Genomic DNA, 22,595 nt, shown 5'->3' with positions numbered 1-22,595 from the left:
GGTATACCAATAAATAATTCCATCAAACACTGAGAATCCCAGCATGGCCTTCAACAGCATCGAAGAAATCATCGAAGACTATCGACAAGGCAAGATGGTGCTCCTGGTCGATGACGAGGATCGGGAAAACGAAGGCGACCTGCTGCTGGCCGCCGATTGCTGCACGGCCGAAGCGATCAGCTTCATGGCCCGGGAAGCGCGCGGTCTGATCTGCCTGACGCTGACCGACGACCACTGCCAGCGCCTCGGGCTGGAGCAGATGGTGCCGAGCAACGGCAGTGTGTTCAGCACGGCGTTTACCGTTTCCATCGAGGCCGCCGTGGGCGTGACCACCGGCATCTCCGCCGCCGACCGGGCGCGTACCGTGGCAGCCGCCGTCGCCGTTAATGCCGGGCCCGCCGACCTCGTGCAACCCGGTCATATTTTCCCGCTGCGCGCCAAGGAAGGCGCCGTACTGACTCGCGCCGGTCATACCGAGGCCGGTTGCGACCTGGCACGCCTGGCCGGCTTCACCCCGGCCTCGGTGATCGTCGAAGTGATGAACGATGACGGCACCATGGCCCGCCGCCCGGACCTGGAAGTGTTCGCGCGCAAGCACGGGATCAAGATCGGCACCATCGCCGACCTGATCCACTATCGCCTCAGCACTGAACACACCGTGGTGCGTATCGGTGAACGTGAACTGCCCACGGTGCACGGCACTTTCCGGCTGATTACCTTTGAAGACCGTATCGAAGGCGGCGTCCACATGGCAATGGTCATGGGCAAGTTGCACCGGGACGAACCAACGCTGGTCCGCGTGCATGTGATCGATCCGCTGCGCGACCTGGTCGGCGCTGAATACAGCGGCCCGTCCAACTGGACGTTGTGGGCAGCGCTGCAGCGAGTCGCCGAGGAAGGTCGTGGCGTGGTGGTGGTTCTGGCCAATCATGAGTCGTCGCAAGCGCTGCTTGAGCGTGTGCCGCAGCTGACCCAGCCGCCGCGGCAGTTCAGCCGTTCGCAGTCGCGCATCTATTCTGAAGTCGGTACCGGGGCGCAGATTCTGCAGGACCTTGGCGTGGGCAAGCTGCGTCATCTTGGCCCTCCGCTGAAATACGCGGGCTTGACCGGTTACAACCTGGAAGTGGTGGAAAGCATCCCGTTCACCCAGTGATCCCAAGGCCTCAAGGACAAACCCGATTCGTAGGAGCAAGGCTTGCCCGCGATGGCGCCTTCGAGACCGCCATCGCGGGCAAGCCTTGCTCCTACGGAAAGCGCTCATCAAGGCAAATGCTTCACCACAAAAAACTCGTTTTGGCTGATAGCCGGTAAGGCAAAGTGCTTGCACAAAGTTTGGAATACCATAATATGATATTCCATAGACCGGACGACCGTAACAGGCCAGATGGACCTACTGCTCCCGATAGGCGGGCACTAAAAGCCCCGCTCATAAACACAACAATGAGGGCGTGAAAATGGTGTTGAACAAACGTGCAACCGCAATACTTTTTGCGGGACTGCTGAGCGTAACCAGCCAGGCATTGATGGCAGCCGAAAGCGTCAACTTCGTCAGCTGGGGCGGTAGCACCCAGGATGCGCAGAAGCAGGCCTGGGCCGATCCGTTCAGCAAAGCCAGTGGCATCACCGTGGTTCAGGATGGCCCGACCGACTACGGCAAACTCAAAGCCATGGTCGAAAGCGGCAATGTGCAGTGGGACGTAGTTGATGTCGAAGCCGATTTCGCCCTGCGCGCCGCCGCCGAAGGCCTGCTCGAGCCCCTCGATTTCACGGTCATTCAGCGCGATAAAATCGACCCGCGGTTTGTCTCCGATCACGGCGTTGGCTCGTTCTTCTTCTCCTTCGTCCTCGGCTACAACGAAGGAAAGCTCGGCGCCAGCAAACCTCAGGACTGGTCCGCGCTGTTCGACACCAAGACCTATCCCGGCAAACGCGCCCTCTACAAATGGCCAAGCCCAGGCGTGCTTGAACTGGCGCTGCTGGCCGATGGCGTAGCCGCCGACAAGCTCTACCCGCTGGACCTGGATCGCGCCTTCAAAAAACTCGACACCATCAAGAAAGATATCGTCTGGTGGGGCGGCGGTGCCCAGTCGCAACAGTTGCTGGCCTCTGGCGAAGCCAGCATGGGGCAGTTCTGGAACGGCCGGATCCACGCCCTGCAAGAAGATGGCGCACCGGTGGGCGTGAGCTGGAAACAGAACCTGGTCATGGCCGACATTCTGGTCGTGCCCAAAGGGACAAAAAACAAGGCCGCGGCCATGAAGTTCCTGGCCAATGCCAGCAGCGCCAAAGGACAAGCTGACTTCTCCAACCTGACCGCCTATGCGCCGGTCAACGTCGACAGCGTGGCGCGCCTGGACTCGGTGCTGGCCCCTAACCTGCCGACTGCCTACGCTAAGGATCAGATCACTCTTGATTTCGCGTACTGGGCCAAAAACGGTCCGGCCATCGCGACACGGTGGAACGAATGGCTGGTCAAATGAAAATGACGGTAACCGCGTCCCGTCAACCCACGCAGGTCGGGAGCGCCACTGGCGCTGCCGGCTCGGCACTCGGCAAGGCGGCTGCGATGAACCAATCCCCTTCCCTGGCACAGCGCTGGCGCGGCGCAAGCAACCTGATCCCCGCCCTGCTGTTCCTCGGCCTGTTTTTTCTGGCGCCGCTGATCGGGCTACTACTGCGTGGCGTGCTGGAGCCGGTACCGGGGCTGGGCAACTACGAGCAGTTGTTTGCCAACTCGGCGTATGCACGGGTCTTGCTCAACACCTTTTCGGTGGCCGGACTGGTGACCCTGTTCAGCCTGCTGCTCGGCTTTCCATTGGCCTGGGCCATCACCTTGGTGCCCCGTGGCTGGGGGCGCTGGATCCTCAACATCGTGCTGTTGTCGATGTGGACCAGCCTCCTCGCCCGGACCTACTCCTGGCTCGTGCTGTTGCAAGCGTCCGGGGTGATCAACAAGGCGTTGATGGCGATGGGCATCATCGATCAGCCGCTGGAGATGGTGCATAACCTCACCGGCGTGGTGATCGGCATGAGCTACATCATGATCCCGTTCATCGTGCTGCCGTTGCAGGCGACCATGCAGGCCATCGACCCGATGATCCTGCAGGCCGGTTCGATCTGCGGCGCGAGCCCCTGGACCAACTTCTTCCGGGTGTTCCTGCCGCTGTGCCGGCCGGGATTGTTCTCCGGTGGCCTGATGGTGTTCGTGATGTCGCTTGGGTACTACGTCACCCCGGCGCTGCTGGGTGGAGCGCAGAACATGATGCTGCCCGAGTTCATCATTCAGCAGGTGCAGTCGTTCCTCAACTGGGGCCTGGCCAGCGCCGGCGCCGCGTTGCTGATCGTCATTACGCTGGTGTTGTTCTACTTCTACCTGAAGCTCCAGCCGGAATCCCCGGTTGGCGCCAGCAACGCGAGGTAAGCCGTCATGCTCCTGACCCCCAATGCCATGAGCCGGCGCATGCGCTTCGGCCTGTACTTCACGACCGGATTGATCGCGTTGTTCCTGTTGCTGCCGATCGTATTCATCGTGCTGCTGTCCTTCGGTTCCTCCCAGTGGCTGGTGTTCCCGCCGCCGGGCTGGACGCTGAAATGGTACGGCCAGTTCTTCTCCAACGCCGACTGGATGAACGCGGCCGTGGCCAGCCTCAAGGTCGCGGTACTGACCACGTTCTTCGCCGTGGCGCTGGGCCTGCCAACCGCTTTTGCACTGGTGCGCGGGCGCTTCCCGGGCCGTGAAATGCTCTACGGTCTGTTCACCCTGCCGATGATCGTGCCGCTGGTGATCATTGCGGTGGCGGTGTACGCACTGTTCCTCAAACTCGGATACACCGGGACGATGTTCGCTTTCGTGGTCAGCCACGTGATTGTTGCGTTGCCGTTCACCATCATCTCGATCATCAACTCGCTGAAGCTGTTCGATCAGTCGATCGAGGATGCCGCGGTGATCTGCGGCGCCTCGCGTCTGCAAGCGGTGTTCAAGGTGACCTTTCCGGCGATTCGTCCGGGCATGGTGGCCGGCGCCCTGTTTGCGTTCCTGGTGTCATGGGATGAAGTGGTGCTGAGCGTGATGATGGCCAGCCCGACCCTGCAAACCCTTCCCGTGAAAATGTGGACCACCCTGCGCCAGGACCTGACGCCCGTGATCGCCGTCGCCTCGACGCTGCTGATCGGCCTCTCGGTATTGGTCATGGTGATCGCCGCCGCCCTTCGCCGGCGCAATCAAATCAGCGCCTGAGCGCCCAGGAGTACGACATGAGTGCAGTGATCAAAGATTCCGCGCAACAGGGCGACCAACCGTTGGTAAGCCTGCGCAACCTGAACAAGTACTACGGTGACTTTGCCGCCGTGGACGACATCTCGCTGGACATCAAGGACGGTGAATTCCTCACGTTCCTCGGCTCCAGCGGCTCGGGCAAAAGTACAACGCTGTCGATGCTCGCCGGCTTCGAAACCCCGAGCAGCGGCGAGATCCTGGTCAATGGCCAATCGCTGGTCAACGTGCCGCCACACAAGCGCGACATCGGCATGGTGTTTCAGCGTTATTCGCTGTTCCCGCACCTGTCGGTGCGCGACAACATCGCGTTCCCATTGGCCATTCGCAAACTGGCCACCGCCGAGCGCGAGCGCCGGGTCGATGCGATGCTCAAACTGGTACAACTGGAACAATTCGCTCATCGTCGCCCATCGCAACTGTCCGGCGGCCAGCAGCAACGTGTGGCGATTGCTCGGGCGCTGGTTTATGAACCACGCATCCTGCTGATGGACGAACCGCTCGGCGCCCTCGACAAGAAACTGCGTGAAGACTTGCAGGATGAACTGCGCCAGCTGCATCGGCGTCTGGGCATCACCATCGTTTACGTGACCCACGATCAGGAAGAAGCCATGCGCCTGTCCCAGCGCATCGCGATTTTCAGCCACGGCAAGATCGTCGGGTTGGGCAGCGGTTACGACCTGTACCAGAATCCGCCGAATGCCTTTGTTGCTTCGTTCCTTGGTAACTCGAACTTCCTCAAGCTCAAGGCTCAGGGCAATGCGGTCGCTACGTTTGAAGGGCAATCGTTGTCGATTCGACTGACCGCAGGATTGCAAACCAATCAGGATGTGCTGCTGATGGTGCGCCCCGAAAAAGCCTTGGCACTGAGCGTTGAGCAAGCGGCTCAGGAACCGCTGGCGGCAGGCTGGAATGAAGTGTCGGCGATTGTAGGTGAGGTGCTGTTTCTTGGTGAAAGCCAGACTTGCACGGTGATGACTTCCGGCGGTACCTCGATGACCGTCAAGGCGCTCTCTGCCGCTGGCATGCCGATGAAGACTGGCGATCCGGTTCGGGTGCGTTGGGCGACTGCGGATGCTTGTGTTTATACCGAATGGGCTGAGAGTGATCTGAACAAGGCTGCCGGGGCTCATTGATTTGGCGCCGGCCCATGCCAGTGGGCCGTGATTTATCTGTCACCCTCGGGTCGCCGCAACGTCGGGTTGTGGCGGCCTTTTTTTTGCTTTTTGGTTGGGGTACATATCCGTTTTTGCGGTCACGGCGGCTAGCGGTTTCGCTTTTACAGCGAGTCACTTTCGAAAAGCGCGAAAGTAACCAAAGCGCTCATGCCCCTGTCGTTCGGTGCCTCGCCTAGGCTCGGCATGCCCTCGCTCCGGTCCTGCTCCGTGGGCCCGCCGCCATCGGCCATCCATGGCCGGGGGCGGCTAACCCGGCATCCATGCCGGGTTGCCCACTGCGCAGAACCTCCACTCGGCCTCTCGAGGGGGCGGTGCATCAAGATCAAAAGCTGCAGGCGAGCTAACGCTCGGCCTGTTGAGTGGTGAGGAGCGTGCGTGCATCCCCTCTCCCCGGTAGGAGCTGTCGAGTGGAACGAGGCTGCGATCTTTTGATCTTGCTGTGGCTGTGGCTTTTGATCTTGATCTGCTTGCCCCTTTCCCAGAGGCCGAACGCAGGCGTTGCGCAGGGGGCACCGCGGCAAGGATGCCGCGGTAGCCGCCCCCGGCCATGGATGGCCGATGGCGGCGGGCCCCCGGAGCAATGCCTTCGTTACGGCATGCCGAGCCTAAGCGAGGCACCGAATGGAGGGGCAAAGCGTTTTGCTTCCTTTTGGGCGTCTGCAAAAGGGAGTCGCTGTAAGAGCGAAACCGTAATCAGCCGTTACCGAAGAAACGGATATACACACAACCTAGCGCAAATAAAAATGCCCGGCAAAGGCCGGGCATTCCAGACGAACTCAAGTCGGGCGCTAGCTTGTGTAACCCAGTTTCGCTGCCTTGCTCTCTTGCCCCTGCCCACGCGTAGCCAGGCAGTAATACAACGGACAAGTCACCACCAACCCCACCAGCCACGACAGATCAGCCCCTTCCACCAGATTGGCATACGGCCCGACATACAACGACGTATTGGCAAATGGCAGCTGCACGATAATCCCGATGAAATACGCAACGATCGCATGCAGGTTGAAACGCCCGTAAATCCCGCCATCCGCACGGAAGATCGAGGCAATGTCATAGCTGCCACGCTTGATCAGATAGAAATCAATCAGGTTGATCGACGCCCAAGGCACCAGCACCAGCAACAGCGCCAAAATCAACCCGATGAACTGCGAGATGAAATCCGCCGAAGCGCCCAATGCGACAAAACAGCAACCCGCCAGCACGACACTCGACAACACCACGCGTACTTTGATGCTCGGCGTCCACTGACTGGCAAAGGTCTGGATCGAGGTGATGATCGACAGCACCGCGCCATACAGATTCAAGGCGTTGTGGCTGATGATGTTGAGCAGGAACAGCACCATCAAAATCGGTCCCAGCCAGCCGGTGGACTGCTTCACTGCAACCATCGCTTCGGTGCCTTCCGGAGTGGCCAACACCGCCACTGCGCCGAAAGTGAACGACAGAATGGTGCCCAGCGTCGCGCCCAGATATGTGGCGAAAAACGGCCGGGCAATCCCGATATCCGCCGGCAGGTAACGCGAGTAGTCCGACACATAAGGCGAGAAGCTGATCTGCCAGATGATCCCCAACGACACCGTTGCCAGCCAGCCCGACAGGTTGAAACCGCCGCGGGTGAAGAAGTCCGCCGGCAGGTCATGGGCGAAGATGTAAAGGAAACCGGCGAGCAAGGCACTGCCCATGACCCAGGTCCCGATGCGATTGAGGGTGTGAATGAAGCGGTAACCGATCACCCCGATCGCGGTGGCGCTCAAGGCGCCGATGAGGATGCTCGCTGGCACCGGAACCGAAGGCGCGATGCCGACAATGGACTTTCCGGCCAGCACGATATTGGAGATGAAAAAGCCGATGTAGATGATCGCCGCAAAGAACACGATCAGCAGCGCACCGTAACGGCCGAACTGGCCCCGGCTCTGCACCATCTGCGGAATTCCCATGCGCGGCCCTTGAGCCGACGCCAGGGCAATCACCAGACCGCCGACCATATGCCCGAGCGCAATCGCCAGCAGCCCCCAAAACAGGTCGAGGTGGAACACTTGGACCACCATGGCGCCGGTCACGATGGGCAACGGCGCGATGTTGGTACTGAACCATAAAGTGAAAAGGTCGCGGGCCTTCCCGTGGCGTTCCGCGAGTGGGACGTAATCGACCGTGTGATTCTCGATCAGGGGGTCTTGCCGGGACATCTGGGACATGTGCATGAACTCTAGTTTGTCTGATCTTATAGTTGTACGAAGCCAAACCGGGGGAGCTCTTTGGCCGCCCCTCAGATGCCGGTCATATTATGGTATTCCATCTTTTTAACAAGACTGATCCGGTCTATTAGCGCCCATCTTAGCCGCAATCCTCAAGCATCAGCGTCCGTTCAAACGGGCTACAGGCCCCGTAAACATTGGCTGCAAGACCAAAGACCTACGTTTATCGGGTCAAAAAAAAAGCCCTTGCAAACTATGTATTACGGTATACCATCAGACCTACAAACACATAAAAACCCGCATTACACCGCCAGAGGACCGTCCCATGATCGATGCCGCCATCTACAAACAAGTGATGGGTTCGTTTCCTTCCGGGGTGACTGTGATCACCACGCTGGATGACGATGGCCAAATCGTCGGCCTGACCGCCAGCGCCTTCAGCTCGCTGTCCATGGACCCGGCCCTGGTGCTGTTCTGCCCCAACTACAGCTCTGATTCCTATCCGGTACTGATCAAGAATAAACGCTTTGCCATTCACGTCCTGTCCGGCGGCCAGCAGAGCGAAGCCTATGCCTTCGCGCGCAAAGGCAAGGACAAGGCGCAAGGCATCGAATGGACCTTGAGCGAGCTGGGCAACCCGATTCTGGCCAACGCCACGGCGGTGATCGAATGTGAGCTGTGGCGCGAATACGAAGGGGGCGACCACGCGATCATGGTCGGCGCGGTGAAGAACCTGATCGTGCCCCAGCAAAACGCCGGGCCACTGGTGTATTGCCACGGCAAAATGGGCGCCCTGCCCGTGCTCGCCTGATTCGACAATACTCAGAGATAGCTTGCGTACATTGCAAATATCCAGACTCCAATAATCAGCCCGGTCGACTCTCGATCGACCGGCCAACAACAAAAGATCCGAGGTAAGCGTCATGAAGTTTTCCCTGTTCGTGCACATGGAACGTTGGGACGAGAGCGTCAGCCACCGTCAGCTATTCGAAGACTTGACCGAACTGACCCTGATGGCCGAAGCCGGCGGTTTCAGCACCGTCTGGATCGGCGAACACCACGCCATGGAATACACCATCTCGCCGAGCCCGATGCCGCTGTTGGCCTACCTCGCCGCCAAGACCACCACGATTCACCTCGGCGCCGGCACCATCATTGCGCCGTTCTGGCACCCGTTGCGGGTCGCCGGCGAATGCGCGCTGCTGGACGTGATCAGTAACGGCCGCATGGAAGTCGGTCTGGCCCGTGGCGCCTATCAGGTGGAGTTCGACCGCATGGCCGGCGGCATGCCCGCCTCCTCCGGCGGTCAAGCGCTGCGCGAGATGGTTCCGGTGGTGCGCGCCCTGTGGCAAGGCGATTACGCTCACGATGGCGATATCTGGAAATTCCCGACGTCCACCAGCGTGCCGAAGCCGATCCAGAAGCCTAATCCGCCAATGTGGATCGCCGCTCGCGACCCGGACTCGCACAACTTCGCCGTGGCCAACGGCTGCAACGTCATGGTCACGCCGCTGATGAAGGGTGACGAAGAAGTCCTCGACCTGAAGAACAAATTCCAGGCGGCCCTGGACAACAACCCGGACGTACCACGTCCGCAACTGATGGTGCTGCGTCACACCCACGTCCACGCGACAGATGATCCCGAAGGCTGGAAAGTCGGGGCCAAGGCGATCTCCAGGTTCTATCGCACCTTCGATGCCTGGTTCGGCAACAAGGAAGTGCCGGTCAACGGCTTCCTGGCGCCGAGCCCGGAAGAGAAGTTCGCCGAGCGCCCGGAGTTCAAGCTGGAGAGCCTGCACAAGACCGCCATGATCGGCACAGCGGAAGAAATCATCCCGCGCATCAAGTACTACCAGGAACTGGGGGTCGACGAATTCAGCTTCTGGTGCGATAACAGCCTGCCCCACGCGGAGAAGAAAAAATCCCTGGAGCTGTTCATCAAACACGTGGTCCCAGCGTTCCGCTGAGTCCACCACCCTGCCCCTCGGACGCGAAGCCGGGGGGCTGACTGACGTGTAGGGTCGATTCCAATGATCAATGATCGCCGCCCATCACTCGCCCTTCCCTCCGGCGCCGAGCAGGTTTACCTGCGCGGCGAATGGACCGCTTCGCACCTGCATTTCAAGCGCCTGCGCGCCAGCGTTACTGCCAAGCAGAACGGCTTCTGGCAACTCGGTCACTGAGCCCACCCGAACTGAATTCACGCACCCACGTCTCGTCATCGCGAGGCGTGCCCGGTGCTTTGTGCTTCGGCCCATGATCAGGTTTGCTCAATGAACAATAAAAACGCGCTGTTGATCATCGACATGCAGCAGGAGGACGGTTTCGTCCTCGAAAACGTCGACACGGTGGTAACCCATATCGCCGCCCTGCTCGACACCGCCCGCCGTCAGCGGGTGCCTGTCATCTATACCCGCCACATCAATCAGGCCGACGGCAGTGATTTGCCGCGCGGCGAACCACGAGCGGCCGACGGCGGCCCCAGCAGTTACCGTGCCGGAACCCGGCAAGTGGAAATCATCGAACGTCTGGCGCCGCAGCCTGATGAACTCATTATCGACAAGGGCCGTTACAGCGCCTTCCACCGCACCGACCTGGATGCCCGACTCAAGGCACTCGAGGTCGATACCCTGATCGTCTGCGGCGTGCTGACCGATGTCTGCGTACTCTGCACGGTGTTCGATGCTTTCGCCCTGGGTTATCACATTCGGCTGGTCAGCGACGCCTGCACCACGACCACGCTAGCGGGACACTACTCGGCGCTGCTGATCATGGCCAACTGGGTCTACGCCCTTGAGATCCTGACCTGCGCCGAATGCCTGCGAGCCCTGGAGAACCGCGATTATCTAAGCCTGATCCCCGAGCACCCGGACCTGTTCGCCCACCAACCGCATGAGCTGGAAAGCACCATCGTCCGTTTGCAAACCCACCTCGCCCGGACTCAGGAGTAATCGCCATGCAAGTCGAAAAAAGAAGCATCGATTTCATCCCTGAAACCGAACGTCATGGCCAACCCGGCTCGCTGTTCTTCATCTGGTTCGGCGCCAACATGAACATCACCACCATCGCGTCCGGCGTGTTGCCGGTGGTGATGGGGCTTAATCTGTTCTGGAGCGCATTGGCGATCATCATCGGTTCGCTGCTGGGGGCGATTTTCATGGCCTCCCATTCTGCCCAGGGCCCAAAACTCGGCATCCCGCAAATGATCCAGAGCCGGGCGCAATTCGGTGTGCTGGGGGCGGTCTTGCCGCTGCTGTTCGTGATGCTGATCTACCTGGGGTTTTTCGTCAGCAACACCTTGCTCGCCGCCCAGGCATTGGAGTCCGTCAGCCCGTTGCCGGCCACCGGCAACATCTACCTAATCGGGGCGCTGTGCTTTGTCGTCGCGCTCTATGGTTATCGCCTGATCCATCGCTTGCAGAAAGTGCTGTCGCTGCTTTCGTTGTTGGTGTTCATCGCCGCTACGGTGCTCGCCTTGCAGCTGCCGATCCCGGCAGAACAATGGCTGCCGACGGGTTTCTCGTTGTCGAAGTTTCTGGTGGCGGTGAGCATTGCCGTGACCTGGCAACTGTCCTACGCGCCGCATGTAGCCGACTACTCGCGTTACCTGCCGAGCAGCACGCCAACCGCAAAAGTGTTCTGGTACAGCTACGCCGGCACGGTCAGCGGCGGTGCCTGGATGATGATTCTCGGGGCGATCCTCAGCGTCGGCATCAGCGACTTTTCAAGCAACGTCGGCAGCCATGTCGCCGGGCTGTTTGGGAGCGGCGCGCTGCTGCTGTTCGCCTTCATCGTCTATGGCCAGGTGTCGATCAATGTGTTTAACCTGTACGGTGCCTTCATGTCGACCATTACCGTGATCGAACCCTTTGCCCGGCTCAAGGTGACGCCTCGGGTACGCGGCCTGTTCATGCTGGTGATCAGCTTGGTGGCCACGGCCTTGTGCACCATCAGTCAGGACGACTTCATCACCTTCTTCCTCAACTTCATTTTCTTCATGAGCTATTTCCTGATCCCTTGGACGGCGATCAATCTGGTGGACTACTACTGCCTGCGCAAAGGCCAGTACCGGATAGATGACATCTTCGACAAGGACGGGATCTACGGGCGCGTCAACTGGATCGCCTGTGGCAGTTTCGTGCTGGCAATCGCCCTGGAAATTCCCTTCATGAACACCACGTTGTATGTCGGCCCGGTGGCCAACGCTCTGGATGGCGTAGACCTGGCCTGGATCGTCGGGTTGCTGGTGCCCGCTCTGAGCTACTACTGGCTGATGAAACTCGCCAAGCGTGCTCCGTTGGTGGGTCAAGCGTCGCAGTAAATCGCTGAGCACAACGCCGGCCACGGTCGGTGTTGTGTCGCTCGAATCAATAAAGCCGAATTTCAGGCAAAAAAAATCCCAGGCAGCTGATGGACGCCTGGGACTCAAAATGCATAAACCGTGGTGGTGAACGCGGGGCGAATATTACTTAATATTTCTGTCTGTAACAATATATTTTGATTCACCATCCAGTTACTAAATCTTCTAACCCATTAAATATCCACACATTTTTTATTGGCGAGCACCGACAAGGGCCGATTTAGAGGTACCAGCGATACTCCCGCGCACTGATGTCCTGCAGGAATGCCAAATGGTCCTGGCGCTTGTTTTCGCAGTAGACATCCACAAACTCCGCCCCCAAACCCTCGCGCAGCTGCGCGTTGTTTTGCATCGAACGCACGGCCTCCAGCATCTCCAACGGGAAGTCGATTCCGCTGCCACGATCTTCGTTGAGGGATGCAATCGGTTCACGACCCACTTCCAGCCCTTGCTCCAGCCCTACCAGAATCGCTGCCAACACGAGATAAGGATTGGCATCCGCGCCCGCCAGGCGATGTTCGATGCGCAAATTTTTAGCGTCCGACTCAGGCACCCGCAGGCAGGCGTCACGATCTTCAAAGCCCCAACTGGCGCGCGTCGCGACATTCACCGTGCCGCTCAAACGACGCATTGCGTTGTGATTCGGTGCAAAGATCGGCATGCAATGCGGCAACACTTCAAGGCAACCGGCCACTGCATGGCGCAGCGCCTGCTGATCGTTAGCCGCCAACAGGTTGGTTCCCGCCTCGTCGTAAAGGCTCACATGCACATGCATGCCGCTACCGGGGTGCTGCAAGTAGGGTTTTGACATGAAGCTGGCGCGGTGGTTGTGCTTGAGTGCCACGCCCCGTGTGCTGCGGCAGAACAGGGCTGCCCAGTCGGCCGCACGCAGACCATCGTCAAGGTGACCGAAATTGATCTCGAACTGGCCCGGGCCCAACTCCGCAGTGATCACCGTGGCATCGATGCCTTGCGCTCGCGCCGTCTCGACCATGTCATCGAGTACCGGTGAAAATCTCGACAGCCGTTCGATGTGCATATTCGGCTGATCATCGGCATCGTCGGTCAGCTGATCGCGAGGGAACTGTGGCAAGCCGTCACGTAGCTGACGATCGAACAGATAGAACTCCAGTTCGAACGCGACCACGGGGAAAATCCCTTTTCGGCCGAGGCGCTCGAGCACCTGCGCCAACACTTCGCGTGGCTCGAAGACGATAGGCTTTTCAGTGCCGCTTGAGGTAATCAGCATCTGCCCCAGCAGTTGGTTTTCCCAGCTCACGAGCTTGAGCGTACCGGGCACCAGGCGGCGGGGAGCATCCGGGTCGCCGTCGTTGAAACAGTAGTCGCCGATTTTGAACAGGCCGCCCTGCGCACCCAGCAACACACAGTTTTGCGGCAGCTTGAGCGCGCTGCCTGCAGCGACCTTCTCGAGCATTTCTATCGGGTAGCGTTTGCCGTAAAAATGCCCCGGGATATCCAGGGAAATCAGGTCAACGTAACGCACCTGCGGGAAGCGTTGGCGAAACGCGCGAACCTCAGCAACCAGATCAGAGCAGACAGCATCCATCGTTAGTGTTCCTTGTTGTTTTTATCAGGTGTAAACCCAAAGCACCCGGGCGAGCTGATCCGAGAGGTTGCCGTAGCGACAATGCGTATGACTGGCCAGTTGAAAACTGTCGCCGGTGCGCAATGTCACCGGCTTATCGTCATCCAGCCACAGCGTCAGCTCACCCTCGAGGACATAGCCACCCTGCTCCGAGCTGTCGTTCATGTGCCGATCACCACTGCTGGCGCCGGGCTCCAGTTGGCTTTCAAGCATTGAAAAGGACGCCCTCATCTTCGGAGAGACGAGGATGTCGGTAATCCCGTCGGCGTAATACAGCGTGCGTCGCTCATCCGGACGGGTCACCCAAGGCAATGCCATGGGCTTGGGCAAACTGTAGAAATAGGTGGTCGGCACACCGAGGGTTTCGCTGATGGCGGTCAAGTCCGCCACCGTGGGACGTGACAATCCCCGCTCGACTTGCGAGAGAAAGCCGACCGAACGACCGATTTTGTCCGCCAGCTCCTTCAGCGTGTATTTTTTGTGTTTGCGCAGGTCCTGGATCAGGATTGCCAGCGCCGAGATTTCTTCTTGCATGTCCATCTAAAGGCTTCCAGAAATTGATGCTTCAAATACTGTCGCGCAGCCGATACCAGGCCTTGCCGATGGCTTCCAGCGGTGCGGCCAAATACTTTCCACCGGGAAAACTGCCGTTGATCAAACCCTGGTACAACGCCAGCTCATCCGGCTGGCCAAGTATCGCCTCGGACACGGCACGCGCCCCGGCCAATGTCGGCAACACGCCATGTCCGGAGTAACCCTGCAGCCAGTAGAGATCGCCACGTCGGCCGATGTCAGGCGTGCGCTTGAGGGTCAGATCAATGTGTCCTCCCCAGGCAAAGTCCAGTTCGACGCCCTTGAGCTGGGGGAACACGCGCTCCAGATAGGGCCGTGTCGCAGCGGCGATGTCCGTCGGCATGCCGCCCAGGTAAGTGCAACCACCACCGAACAGCAAGCGGTTGTCCGGCGTACGGCGGAAATAATCGAGGACAAACTGGTTGTCAGTGACGCACACATTGCTGGGTAGCAACGCGGTCGCCTGTTGCTCTGTAAGTGGCGCGGTGGCCACCTGATAAGTACCGACCGGTAACACGCAACTCGACAGTTGCGGATCAAGCCGATCAAGGTAGGCGTTGCACGCCAGCACCAGCACGTCGGCGCGAATGCGACCGCGTTCAGTGGTGACCATGTAACGATCGCCATCTTCGCGATAACTCAACGCCTTGCTCTGTTCATGAATGCGTCCACCGGCCTGTTCAATCGCAGTGGCCAGGCCGAGCGCCAGTTTCAGCGGATTCAAATGCCCGCCTTCAGGATCGAACAGGCCCGCCTGATAGCGCTCACTGGCGACCCAATCAGGCAACGCCTCGTGCGAAATGAACTGCAAACCATCGTGGCCCCACTTGTGGCTGGCCTCCTGTTGCCATTCTGTCAGCAGACTCACCCGACGCGGCATCACCGACGTCCAGAGGTGGCCGGGCCGATAGTCACAATCAAAACCATGGCGCGCGGGCAAATCTCGCAACTCCCGTGCCGCCCAGCGCATGCTGTCCCATAACCGGCGCGCTCGCTCATAACCCAGCGCAGCCTCCAACGGCGGCATGTCACACGACCAACCGAGAATGGCCTGACCGCCATTGCGACCCGAAGCAGCCCAGGCCACCCGACTGGCTTCCAGCAACGTCACGCGCTTGCCGGCCAGGGCCAGGCGCAACGCCGTATGCAACCCACTGAAGCCGGCCCCGATGATCAACACCTCGGTGTCCTGCTCGCCCTCCAACGCGGCTCGATCGAATAGACGATCGGCGCAAGTGTGGGCGTAATAGCTGGCGACGTGCCGGGTAGATTGCTGAAACATGCAGGCCTCGTGAATTTTTATACTTATATTTTCATGAAAAAGTACACGCTAAATTTCACGACCGCAACCGCTCAAGGCGCAAAAAAAATCCCGCCCAAGAGAACCCGGGCGGGATTTTTCTAAGCAGGCAGCGTTATCGAAGCAACGTTGCCGACGTTTCAGGCGACAGGAATCATCGGATCCGCTGAAGCCAGCGCGGTGACACGGTCAGCCGCAGGTGGGTAGATCCACATCGTGTTGATCTGGGTTTTCAGCGCTTTGGCTTCCTCTTTGACCAACTTCACTTGCCGGTCCCAACCCTCGGTGTAGACCGCGCCCCAGGCGCCCAGATCCAGACAGGTCACGTATTTAGGTTGGCTGTACGGAGTCGGGTCCACGCCCAGGATCTGCGCGGCAACGTTGTTGCCGGCATGACGACCCAGCGAGATAGCGTGCTGACAGGTCATCAATGCGAAGTTGCCGATCTCATCGCTGGCGGCGTAGGCCACGTCGCCGGTGGCGAAGATGTCTTCCTGACCAATGACTTTCAGGTGAGCGTCGACGTGCAGACGGCCCAGGTGATCGCGTTCGGCCGGAATCTGCTCGGTCAACGAGCTGGCGCGTACACCGGTGGTCCAGACCACGGTTTTGGCATCGATGCGCTGACCATCGGTCAGTGTCACGCCATTTTCATCGACGGCGACGACCGACGACTTCAAGCGCCATTTCACGCCCGTTTCAATACTGGCTTCAGCGATCGACTTGGCGATCTCGGCGCCCATGGACCCGCCAACTTTCTCGCCACGATCAACGATGATCACTTCTATGTCAGCACGATCACCCAGGATGGCACGCAGACGCGCAGGCATTTCAGTCGCGGTTTCAATCCCGGTGAAGCCACCGCCGGCCACCACTACGGTGTTGCGAGCGTGGCTTTCTGGCAGGTTGACCAGGGACTTGAGGTGATTTTCCAGGCGTACGGCCTGCTCGATCTGATCCACGTCGAAGGCGTGTTCCGCCACGCCTGGCGTGTTCGGCAGTGCCAGGCGGCTACCGGTCGCCAGAACGAGTTTGTCGTAGCTGCACACTTGCTGGTTGCCGGATGCATCGACGTAGCCGACACGTTTTTGCTCAACGTCGATGGTTTCGGCAGAGCCTTTGATGAAATGGACGCCAACCGCATCGAACAGTTCGCCGATCGGTGCGGCCAGTTGGTGAGCATTCGGTTCGTAGAAGCGCGGACGGACTCGCAGCTCGGCCTGAGGGGCCAGAACGGTCACTTCAACGTCGTTGTGGCCATGAATGTCGAACAGACGTGTGGCGCTCAAAGCCGTCCACATGCCACCAAAACCTGCGCCGATAACCAGAATGTGCTGTTTCATTTTTAACTCCGGGGAGAAGACCAAGTGATGAGTTCGTTAAAGGTCACGCTCTTCGGTAGCGACTGCTTACCACTGCTGACCGGACAACGGCGACTATATTGATCCTAGTTACTTGGCACAAAACGAAATTACTGATGGTTAGTATCGAAAGTTTTGATTAGTCCAAAAAGGCTTATAAACAACCATTCACGCCGCACAACTAGCAGTAAATACGCGACCGGATGCGTTGCTCTGCTCGCTTTCCGCTGTTAACATTTACGACAACTTTAGTCGGAGATCGACATGTCTCTTTACAGCGCAGGCGTTGAGTACGGCATTCATTGCCTGATTTTTTTGGTGGGTAATGGCGGCGACACCCGTGAGGCGAGCGTGCGTGACCTTGCTGAGCTGCAAGGCGTACCACAGGACTATCTGGCAAAAATTTTCACCAAACTGGCCAAGGCAAAACTGGTGGTCGCCACTGAAGGCGTGCGCGGCGGGTTCAAGCTGGCCCGGCCTTCTGACGAAATCAGCATTCTGGATATCGTCAATGCCATCGACGGCCAGAAGCTCATCTTCGATTGCCGGGAGATTCGCGGGCGTTGCGCCTTGTTCGAAGGTTCAGCGCCGGCCTGGGCGCTGGCAGGTCCCTGCGCAGTTAATGCCGCCATGATGACCGCGCAGAAACGCATGGAAGACGCCCTCGCCCAGCAGACCATTCTTGATCTCGCCAGGAAGGTCGGACGAAAAGCGCCGGCACAATTCAATGCTCAGGTGGACAACTGGATGAACGATCGTCGGGAAAAGAAAACCAGTGCGAGCACTCCGGCAAGCGACGACCCGATCATCCAGGTGACCGATATCACCGACTAAACCTTACAGACAATCACGCACGGCCTGACGTAACGCCCCGGATTTCGCCCAGGGGGGCCCCTGATAAAGCGATACGTGACTGCCATCCTTCGATTTCACGATATCCACAATCTCGTCGGCCGTGATGATGCTCGGTGCCGTGACCCTGTAGCCATTGGAAATCGCCGATTGGGTCGTGTTGGGTATCTCCCGCTGCCACGCCGGCAACACGCACGCGGCATAATCTTTCGGCGCCTTGTCGCTGTACTTGCTGACATTGGGCTCACCTGGCACCAGGGACGCGGGCAACGTACAGCCCGCCAGCAACGCCAACCCTACTCCCCCAATCAATTTGCGCATGACGCGTCCTTATCCCGAAAAAAGGGAATGTAGCGCGTCGCTGTCCAGACATCCATCCGTTGCACTGAACTCAGCAAGGGGCGGTGTGATCGCCGGGATCCGGATACGACCTCTCGTTCAGATAAGTCATCCATCTTTCATACGCTTCATGCTGCCATTGAGTGACTCGCTCCCATTCCGGACCACTCAGCTGATGTGCAGAAATCAGTTTCATCATTTCCGTGGTGGCCGCGTCCAGATCAACGATCAGCTCATGGGCATGAAATCTAAAGTCATCAGTTGCCGTCATTTGAAGTTGCCTCGCCCTAGCAAAGATTCACTACCTCCCTACGACATCAGATCTGCGGGATCTCGTTCATTTTCCCGACAGAAGGCTGCACCCGCGGCTCGGACGAACAAAACGCCCTGACCCGGGAAATGGGACTAAAATTTCGTAGCGGAGATTGGCAGGAGGTCATCATGTGGCTTAACGAATCTGAAAACGAACTTCGGCGTGACCTGCAAGGTGTTGCGTCGGATTTGAGATGGTCAGCGGTAGAGCTTTTGCGCATCGCAGAGCAGCTACGCCTGGCCGGCAATGATGTGGATGCACAAGCAACCCTGAAGCTGTGCGAGTTGTTTCAGGGCGATGAAGAACGACTGAAGGGTTATGCCGAGGAAGTGAAAGCCAAGATTATTACTCGAACGAAAGCGCAATAGCAGGAGCACTGCCATGCACAAGCCTCTATGCGCGCTGGTCGTTGTACTGGCCGCGTCGGGTGGCTGCAGCACCGAGTCGCGTGTCTACCGGGATCAACCGCTGGTCGCAAAGGTCGAGACCGGCATGAGCAAGGATCAAGTCCAGCAGATTGGCGGCCAGCCTTTATCCATAACGGATCGCACCGTTGAGCCTGGCACTTGCTTTGACTACAAGCTGACGCAGGCCGGCCATCAGCAAACGTACAACGTCAGTTTCGATGGCAGGGGCAAGGTCGACCATAAAAGTTTCATGACCTGCGCGGAATGGAGTCACGCGCAGCAAAAAGCCCGAGAACCTTCCCGCAGCACCGGCGGTGGCGGTTATTAGCCCAAGACCTCAGCGCCTGGCAAAGAAAAGCCCCGGCGAACCGGGGCTGCAAGCACACTATTTATCTGATTTCTGGCTGCGTGCAGGCCGATTCGCTTTGGCCTTGTAGCCGGGAAGAGCGGCCGCAAAGGCCAGTGCTTCCTCTCTACTGCCAAAGGCTCCAAGCCGGTCACCTTTGGTGCACACCCGCCATGGGCCGTTGTTCACGCTGAGTACGTCATAACCATTCATGTGCATTTTGGTCAGCATCGGAACGCTCATAGTCACCTCCATTTCGGCAGTGATGATCCTGGATTCACTTGAATACCTTACACCCGACCTTCCATGAAGTGCCGACCAGACGTCGCGCCAGGATTCCGACATCCGGTTGCACTTTCAACCGCGTCCATCACTCCAACCATTGAGACAGACACCTCGGCTCGAATATTGCATTTTTATGACTGATTTATGACAAACGGCAACCAGGTAACACATGAAAGTACGCGCGACCGTCATTTGCGAGCAGGACCGGCACATTCTCCTGGTGCGCAAGCCAAGGAGTCGCTGGATGCTGCCCGGCGGAAAGGTTGAGCGTGGTGAAGCCATTGCCGACGCCGCCGCGCGAGAGCTTCAGGAAGAGACTGGGCTTGGGGTCGACGGGATGCTGTACCTGATGGAGTTGCAAACGGCCAGCACCCGACACCATGTGTACGAGGCCTCAGTGGCGAATGCGGATGAGGCCCGCCCGCAAAACGAAATTTTCGACTGTATGTGGTATCCGCTGGACGCGGTCCAGAACCTCGATACAAGCGACGCCACGCTCAGAATCATCAAAGCGTTTCAGCGTCGCCTGTAAGGCTCTCTATCCTGCGGCCAACGCCGTCGCGGCCTTATCGATGAACGCTGCAATCTCGACCGGCATCGACGCCAGGGACGCATGACTGGCGTTCAGGGTCAGGATCTCCCTGGCGTTCAGCCGCTCTGCCATCCATTGCTGATTGTCTGGCGAGATCATCCTGTCATCCGTAGAAACCTGATACCACGACGGCTTCTTCTTCCACGCCACCGTGGTAATGGTGTCGCCGAAGGTGCTGGCCAGCGGTGCTTTCTGGGTGATGCCCATCACCAACCCTTCGGTCTCGGGCAGGTCCTGGCAGAAGCTTTCGTGATAGAGCTCAGGTTTGACCCACAGATAACCGTCGCTGTCGGGCGCCAGGTTGGCCGCCGCAGCGGGTAGATGCCGTTGCGTGATGCCGCCGGGACTTTCACCGGCGTCCGGCGCGAAGGCAGCGATGTACACCAGCCCCACCACGTTCGGTTGATCGCCGGCCTCGGTAATCACCGCGCCGCCATAAGAATGCCCCACCAACAACACGGGTCCCGACACTTGGGCGACCATCTTGCGCGTGCGCTCTGCATCGTCTGCCAATGAAGTCAGCGGCATCTCCACCGCGCGGATGTTCGTAATGCCCTTGTGAATCAGCTCGGCGATGACCTTGTTCCAGTGGGCAGCACCGCCCCAAAAACCATGGACCAGCACGATCGTGGGTTTGTCGCTCATCACGATGACTCCGATTGAGGATGGGGTGTTGGCGAGTCGCGTCAGCCCTGGTCGCCGCCACCGACCGGCATGATCATGCCGGTGATATAGGACGCTTCGTCGCTGGCCAGAAACAGAATAGCGCTTGCCTGTTCATCCAGCGTGCCATAGCGCTTCATCAAACTGCTGTCGAGCGTCTGGTCGACAATCTGCTGATACCAGACCTTCTCTTGCTCGCTCTGATCGGCGCTGTTGCGCGGAATCACCCGCGGCGGCGCTTCGGTGCCACCGGGCGCGGTGGCATTGACCCGAATCCCGCGACCGGCGGTTTCGAAGGCCAGGCAAGCGGTCAGCGTGTTGACCCCACCCTTCGCCGCACCGTACGGCACGCGATTGACACTGCGCGTGGCGATGGACGAAACGTTGACGATGGCGCCGCTCCCCTGCTCAAGCATGAACGGCAGCGCGGCATGACAGCACCACAGCGTCGGGAACAGCGAGCGGCGCACTTCGGCCTCGATCTGCGACGCTTCGTAATGCTCAAAAGGCTTGGTCCAGATCGTCCCGCCCACATTATTGACCAGCACATCCAGACGCCCGAAACGCTCGACTGCGGTTTGCATGACACGGCTGCATTCGCTGTATTGCTCAAGATCGGCGGTCAGCGCCAGCACCTGGCTGCCCTGCCCCAATTGCTGCTGAACCTCGAACACCAGCTCGGAGCGATCGACCAGAATCAACCGCGCCCCTTCCGCCGCCATGCGCTCGGCAACACGCCGACCGATGCCTTGGGCAGCGCCGGTGATCAGCGCGACTTTCTCGTGGAATCTGTTCATACATACCTCGTGTTTGCGCCAACCCCTCCGTGGGAGCTGTCGAGTGAAACGAGGCTGCGATCTTTATAAGGGCAACATCAAAAGATCGCAGCCTCGTTTCACTCGACAGCTCCTACAGGGACAATGCCGCAGAGAATACTTACGCCGCGCTAGCGGCAAATTTCTCGTAGTAAAAGTTTGTCGGTGCGATGCCTTTTTCACGGATGAACTGGCTGACCGCCTCGACCATCGGCGGCGGGCCGCACAGGTAGACATCGACGTCGCCTTCGTTCAAATGCTGCGGCTCGATGTGTTGGGTCACGTAGCCCTTGAGCGGGTGCTGGCTGTCCGGGTTGGCCACGCAAGCACTGAAGCTGAAGTTCGGGATTCGTGCGGCGAGAGCTTCGAGTCGATCCATTTCCACCAGATCAAAATCGTTGGTCACGCCGTAGATCAAATGCAGCGGATGCTCACTGCCCTGTTCGGCGATTTTTTCCAGCATCGCCGTGAACGGTGCCAGCCCCGTACCGCCGGCCAGCAGCAACAACGGACGGCGAATGTCGCGCAGATAGAAGCTGCCCAACGGTCCGGCCAGGCTCATGCTATCGCCCGCCTTGGCCATGCCAGTGAGGAAGCTGCTCATCAAGCCGCCGGGCACGTTGCGGATCAGGAAACTGACTTCGCCGTCGCGCTGCAACGAGCTGAACGAATAGGCGCGGGTCTGCTCGCTGCCGGGAATCCCCAGGTTCACGTATTGCCCCGGCAGGAACGCCAGTTTGCTCAGGGCTTCGCCCTTGATCGACAGCGCGATGGTGCTGTCGGACAACTGGCGCACGGCGCTGATGGTCGCGTCGTAACTGGCCTGACGGGTGCGGCACACCTCGGAAGAGGTCGGCACGCGCACCACGCAATCGCTCTGGGCGCGCATCTGGCAGGTCAGGACGAAACCTTGCTCCGCTTCTTCAGCGCTGAGTGCGTCTTCGATGTACTCCTCGCCCAAATCATAACGGCCGGCCTCGGCGAAGCATTTACAGGTACCGCAGGCGCCGTCGCGGCAATCCAGCGGAATATTGATGCCCTGGCGATACGCGGCATCGGCCACGGTTTCGCCGACATTGGCGTCGATGAATCGGGTGACGCCGTCTTCAAAATTGAATGCGATGGAATGAGTCATGA

Annotated in this window: 25 protein-coding genes; 14 read left to right on the top strand and 11 right to left on the bottom strand. The window is 59.1% G+C overall.

Annotated features, from left to right (window positions below; genetic code table 11):
• Positions 1 to 43: 43 nt before the first annotated feature.
• The 5 genes from ribBA to ACMXYJ_RS13670 all read left to right on the top strand — a co-directional run bounded on the left by ribBA (position 44) and on the right by ACMXYJ_RS13670 (position 5,409).
• Positions 44 to 1,153 carry a bifunctional 3,4-dihydroxy-2-butanone-4-phosphate synthase/GTP cyclohydrolase II gene (ribBA, locus tag ACMXYJ_RS13690; protein ID WP_415760236.1) on the top strand — a complete coding sequence of 370 codons (1,110 nt, stop codon included), beginning with the start codon at positions 44 to 46 and terminating at the stop codon, positions 1,151 to 1,153.
• A 301-nt stretch (positions 1,154 to 1,454) separates the two neighbouring features.
• Positions 1,455 to 2,480 carry an ABC transporter substrate-binding protein gene (locus ACMXYJ_RS13685; protein ID WP_046049778.1) on the top strand — a complete coding sequence of 342 codons (1,026 nt, stop codon included), beginning with the start codon at positions 1,455 to 1,457 and terminating at the stop codon, positions 2,478 to 2,480.
• The gene (locus tag ACMXYJ_RS13680; RefSeq protein ID WP_415760235.1) at positions 2,477 to 3,421 is read left to right on the top strand and encodes an ABC transporter permease; all 945 of its coding nucleotides are present in this window, start codon (positions 2,477 to 2,479) and stop codon (positions 3,419 to 3,421) included. The genes ACMXYJ_RS13685 and ACMXYJ_RS13680 overlap by 4 nt, the downstream gene beginning before the upstream one ends.
• 6 nt (positions 3,422 to 3,427) lie before the next feature.
• Positions 3,428 to 4,237 (top strand): ABC transporter permease, encoded by an 810-nt coding sequence (locus ACMXYJ_RS13675; RefSeq protein ID WP_415760234.1) that lies wholly within the window; start codon positions 3,428 to 3,430, stop codon positions 4,235 to 4,237.
• Between the two features lie 17 nt (positions 4,238 to 4,254).
• The gene (locus ACMXYJ_RS13670; RefSeq protein ID WP_415760233.1) at positions 4,255 to 5,409 is read left to right on the top strand and encodes an ABC transporter ATP-binding protein; all 1,155 of its coding nucleotides are present in this window, start codon (positions 4,255 to 4,257) and stop codon (positions 5,407 to 5,409) included.
• Between the two features lie 830 nt (positions 5,410 to 6,239).
• Here the strand turns inward: ACMXYJ_RS13670 and ACMXYJ_RS13665 are convergent.
• Positions 6,240 to 7,646, bottom strand: coding sequence for a purine-cytosine permease family protein (locus ACMXYJ_RS13665; protein WP_415760232.1), 1,407 nt, complete (start codon positions 7,644 to 7,646; stop codon positions 6,240 to 6,242).
• A gap of 325 nt (positions 7,647 to 7,971) precedes the next feature.
• On the opposite strand from ACMXYJ_RS13665, the gene ACMXYJ_RS13660 reads away from it, so the two are divergent.
• The 5 genes from ACMXYJ_RS13660 to ACMXYJ_RS13640 all read left to right on the top strand — a co-directional run bounded on the left by ACMXYJ_RS13660 (position 7,972) and on the right by ACMXYJ_RS13640 (position 11,967).
• Positions 7,972 to 8,457 carry a flavin reductase family protein gene (locus tag ACMXYJ_RS13660; protein ID WP_056740501.1) on the top strand — a complete coding sequence of 162 codons (486 nt, stop codon included), beginning with the start codon at positions 7,972 to 7,974 and terminating at the stop codon, positions 8,455 to 8,457.
• A gap of 112 nt (positions 8,458 to 8,569) precedes the next feature.
• Complete coding sequence (locus ACMXYJ_RS13655; RefSeq protein ID WP_223473615.1) at positions 8,570 to 9,613, top strand: LLM class flavin-dependent oxidoreductase; 1,044 nt, start codon at positions 8,570 to 8,572, stop codon at positions 9,611 to 9,613.
• 63 nt (positions 9,614 to 9,676) lie between these two features.
• Positions 9,677 to 9,829: a hypothetical protein gene (locus ACMXYJ_RS13650; RefSeq protein WP_415760231.1), complete on the top strand. Its 153-nt coding sequence runs from the start codon at positions 9,677 to 9,679 to the stop codon at positions 9,827 to 9,829.
• A gap of 90 nt (positions 9,830 to 9,919) precedes the next feature.
• Positions 9,920 to 10,597 carry an isochorismatase family cysteine hydrolase gene (locus tag ACMXYJ_RS13645; protein ID WP_415760230.1) on the top strand — a complete coding sequence of 226 codons (678 nt, stop codon included), beginning with the start codon at positions 9,920 to 9,922 and terminating at the stop codon, positions 10,595 to 10,597.
• Positions 10,598 to 10,602: 5 nt separating this feature from the next.
• Entirely contained in the window at positions 10,603 to 11,967 is a 1,365-nt protein-coding gene (locus ACMXYJ_RS13640; RefSeq protein WP_415760229.1) for a purine-cytosine permease family protein, read from the top strand.
• A gap of 259 nt (positions 11,968 to 12,226) precedes the next feature.
• Here the strand turns inward: ACMXYJ_RS13640 and ACMXYJ_RS13635 are convergent, their stop codons facing one another.
• The 4 genes from ACMXYJ_RS13635 to ACMXYJ_RS13620 form a co-directional block, all read right to left on the bottom strand.
• A complete protein-coding gene (locus tag ACMXYJ_RS13635) occupies positions 12,227 to 13,573 on the bottom strand; it encodes a glutamine synthetase family protein (RefSeq protein WP_415760228.1) in 1,347 nt (448 codons plus the stop codon).
• Positions 13,574 to 13,597: 24 nt separating this feature from the next.
• Entirely contained in the window at positions 13,598 to 14,152 is a 555-nt protein-coding gene (locus ACMXYJ_RS13630; RefSeq protein ID WP_008154577.1) for a helix-turn-helix domain-containing protein, read from the bottom strand.
• A gap of 25 nt (positions 14,153 to 14,177) precedes the next feature.
• Complete coding sequence (locus tag ACMXYJ_RS13625) at positions 14,178 to 15,467, bottom strand: NAD(P)/FAD-dependent oxidoreductase (protein WP_415760227.1); 1,290 nt, start codon at positions 15,465 to 15,467, stop codon at positions 14,178 to 14,180.
• A gap of 158 nt (positions 15,468 to 15,625) precedes the next feature.
• A complete protein-coding gene (locus ACMXYJ_RS13620) occupies positions 15,626 to 16,828 on the bottom strand; it encodes an NAD(P)/FAD-dependent oxidoreductase (RefSeq protein WP_415760226.1) in 1,203 nt (400 codons plus the stop codon).
• Between the two features lie 282 nt (positions 16,829 to 17,110).
• Here ACMXYJ_RS13620 and ACMXYJ_RS13615 point away from each other — a divergent pair, with 282 nt between their 5' ends.
• Positions 17,111 to 17,680, top strand: a complete 570-nt coding sequence (locus ACMXYJ_RS13615) for an RrF2 family transcriptional regulator (RefSeq protein WP_415760225.1) — start codon at positions 17,111 to 17,113, stop codon at positions 17,678 to 17,680.
• A gap of 3 nt (positions 17,681 to 17,683) precedes the next feature.
• Here ACMXYJ_RS13615 and ACMXYJ_RS13610 read toward each other — a convergent pair whose 3' ends face one another.
• Together ACMXYJ_RS13610 and ACMXYJ_RS13605 are read right to left on the bottom strand one after the other, a co-directional pair.
• Positions 17,684 to 18,019: a hypothetical protein gene (locus tag ACMXYJ_RS13610; protein ID WP_415760224.1), complete on the bottom strand. Its 336-nt coding sequence runs from the start codon at positions 18,017 to 18,019 to the stop codon at positions 17,684 to 17,686.
• Between the two features lie 70 nt (positions 18,020 to 18,089).
• Positions 18,090 to 18,308, bottom strand: coding sequence for a hypothetical protein (locus tag ACMXYJ_RS13605; RefSeq protein WP_415760223.1), 219 nt, complete (start codon positions 18,306 to 18,308; stop codon positions 18,090 to 18,092).
• A gap of 170 nt (positions 18,309 to 18,478) precedes the next feature.
• On the opposite strand from ACMXYJ_RS13605, the gene ACMXYJ_RS13600 reads away from it, so the two are divergent.
• Positions 18,479 to 18,718 carry a hypothetical protein gene (locus ACMXYJ_RS13600; protein WP_095129729.1) on the top strand — a complete coding sequence of 80 codons (240 nt, stop codon included), beginning with the start codon at positions 18,479 to 18,481 and terminating at the stop codon, positions 18,716 to 18,718.
• Between the two features lie 13 nt (positions 18,719 to 18,731).
• Positions 18,732 to 19,085 carry an osmotically-inducible lipoprotein OsmE gene (gene osmE / locus ACMXYJ_RS13595; RefSeq protein ID WP_415760222.1) on the top strand — a complete coding sequence of 118 codons (354 nt, stop codon included), beginning with the start codon at positions 18,732 to 18,734 and terminating at the stop codon, positions 19,083 to 19,085.
• A gap of 57 nt (positions 19,086 to 19,142) precedes the next feature.
• Here osmE and ACMXYJ_RS13590 read toward each other — a convergent pair whose 3' ends face one another.
• Entirely contained in the window at positions 19,143 to 19,346 is a 204-nt protein-coding gene (locus tag ACMXYJ_RS13590) for a DUF2188 domain-containing protein (RefSeq protein ID WP_415760221.1), read from the bottom strand.
• A 211-nt stretch (positions 19,347 to 19,557) separates the two neighbouring features.
• Between ACMXYJ_RS13590 and ACMXYJ_RS13585 the strand changes: the two genes are divergently transcribed.
• Complete coding sequence (locus ACMXYJ_RS13585; RefSeq protein WP_415760220.1) at positions 19,558 to 19,920, top strand: NUDIX hydrolase; 363 nt, start codon at positions 19,558 to 19,560, stop codon at positions 19,918 to 19,920.
• A gap of 6 nt (positions 19,921 to 19,926) precedes the next feature.
• On the opposite strand, the gene ACMXYJ_RS13580 is transcribed toward ACMXYJ_RS13585, so the two are convergent.
• The 3 genes from ACMXYJ_RS13580 to benC form a co-directional block, all read right to left on the bottom strand.
• Positions 19,927 to 20,625 carry an alpha/beta hydrolase gene (locus tag ACMXYJ_RS13580; protein ID WP_415760219.1) on the bottom strand — a complete coding sequence of 233 codons (699 nt, stop codon included), beginning with the start codon at positions 20,623 to 20,625 and terminating at the stop codon, positions 19,927 to 19,929.
• A gap of 41 nt (positions 20,626 to 20,666) precedes the next feature.
• Complete coding sequence (locus ACMXYJ_RS13575; protein ID WP_415760218.1) at positions 20,667 to 21,440, bottom strand: 1,6-dihydroxycyclohexa-2,4-diene-1-carboxylate dehydrogenase; 774 nt, start codon at positions 21,438 to 21,440, stop codon at positions 20,667 to 20,669.
• Between the two features lie 139 nt (positions 21,441 to 21,579).
• Positions 21,580 to 22,593 (bottom strand): benzoate 1,2-dioxygenase electron transfer component BenC, encoded by a 1,014-nt coding sequence (gene benC, locus ACMXYJ_RS13570; RefSeq protein WP_415760217.1) that lies wholly within the window; start codon positions 22,591 to 22,593, stop codon positions 21,580 to 21,582.
• Between the last annotated feature and the right edge of the window lie 2 nt (positions 22,594 to 22,595).

The sequence above is a fragment of the Pseudomonas arabinosi genome (genome assembly GCF_047758675.1).
Classification (GTDB): domain Bacteria; phylum Pseudomonadota; class Gammaproteobacteria; order Pseudomonadales; family Pseudomonadaceae; genus Aquipseudomonas; species Aquipseudomonas arabinosi.
Note: the sequence above shows the minus strand (reverse complement) of the source record. Positions and strands in the feature narration are given on the sequence as shown.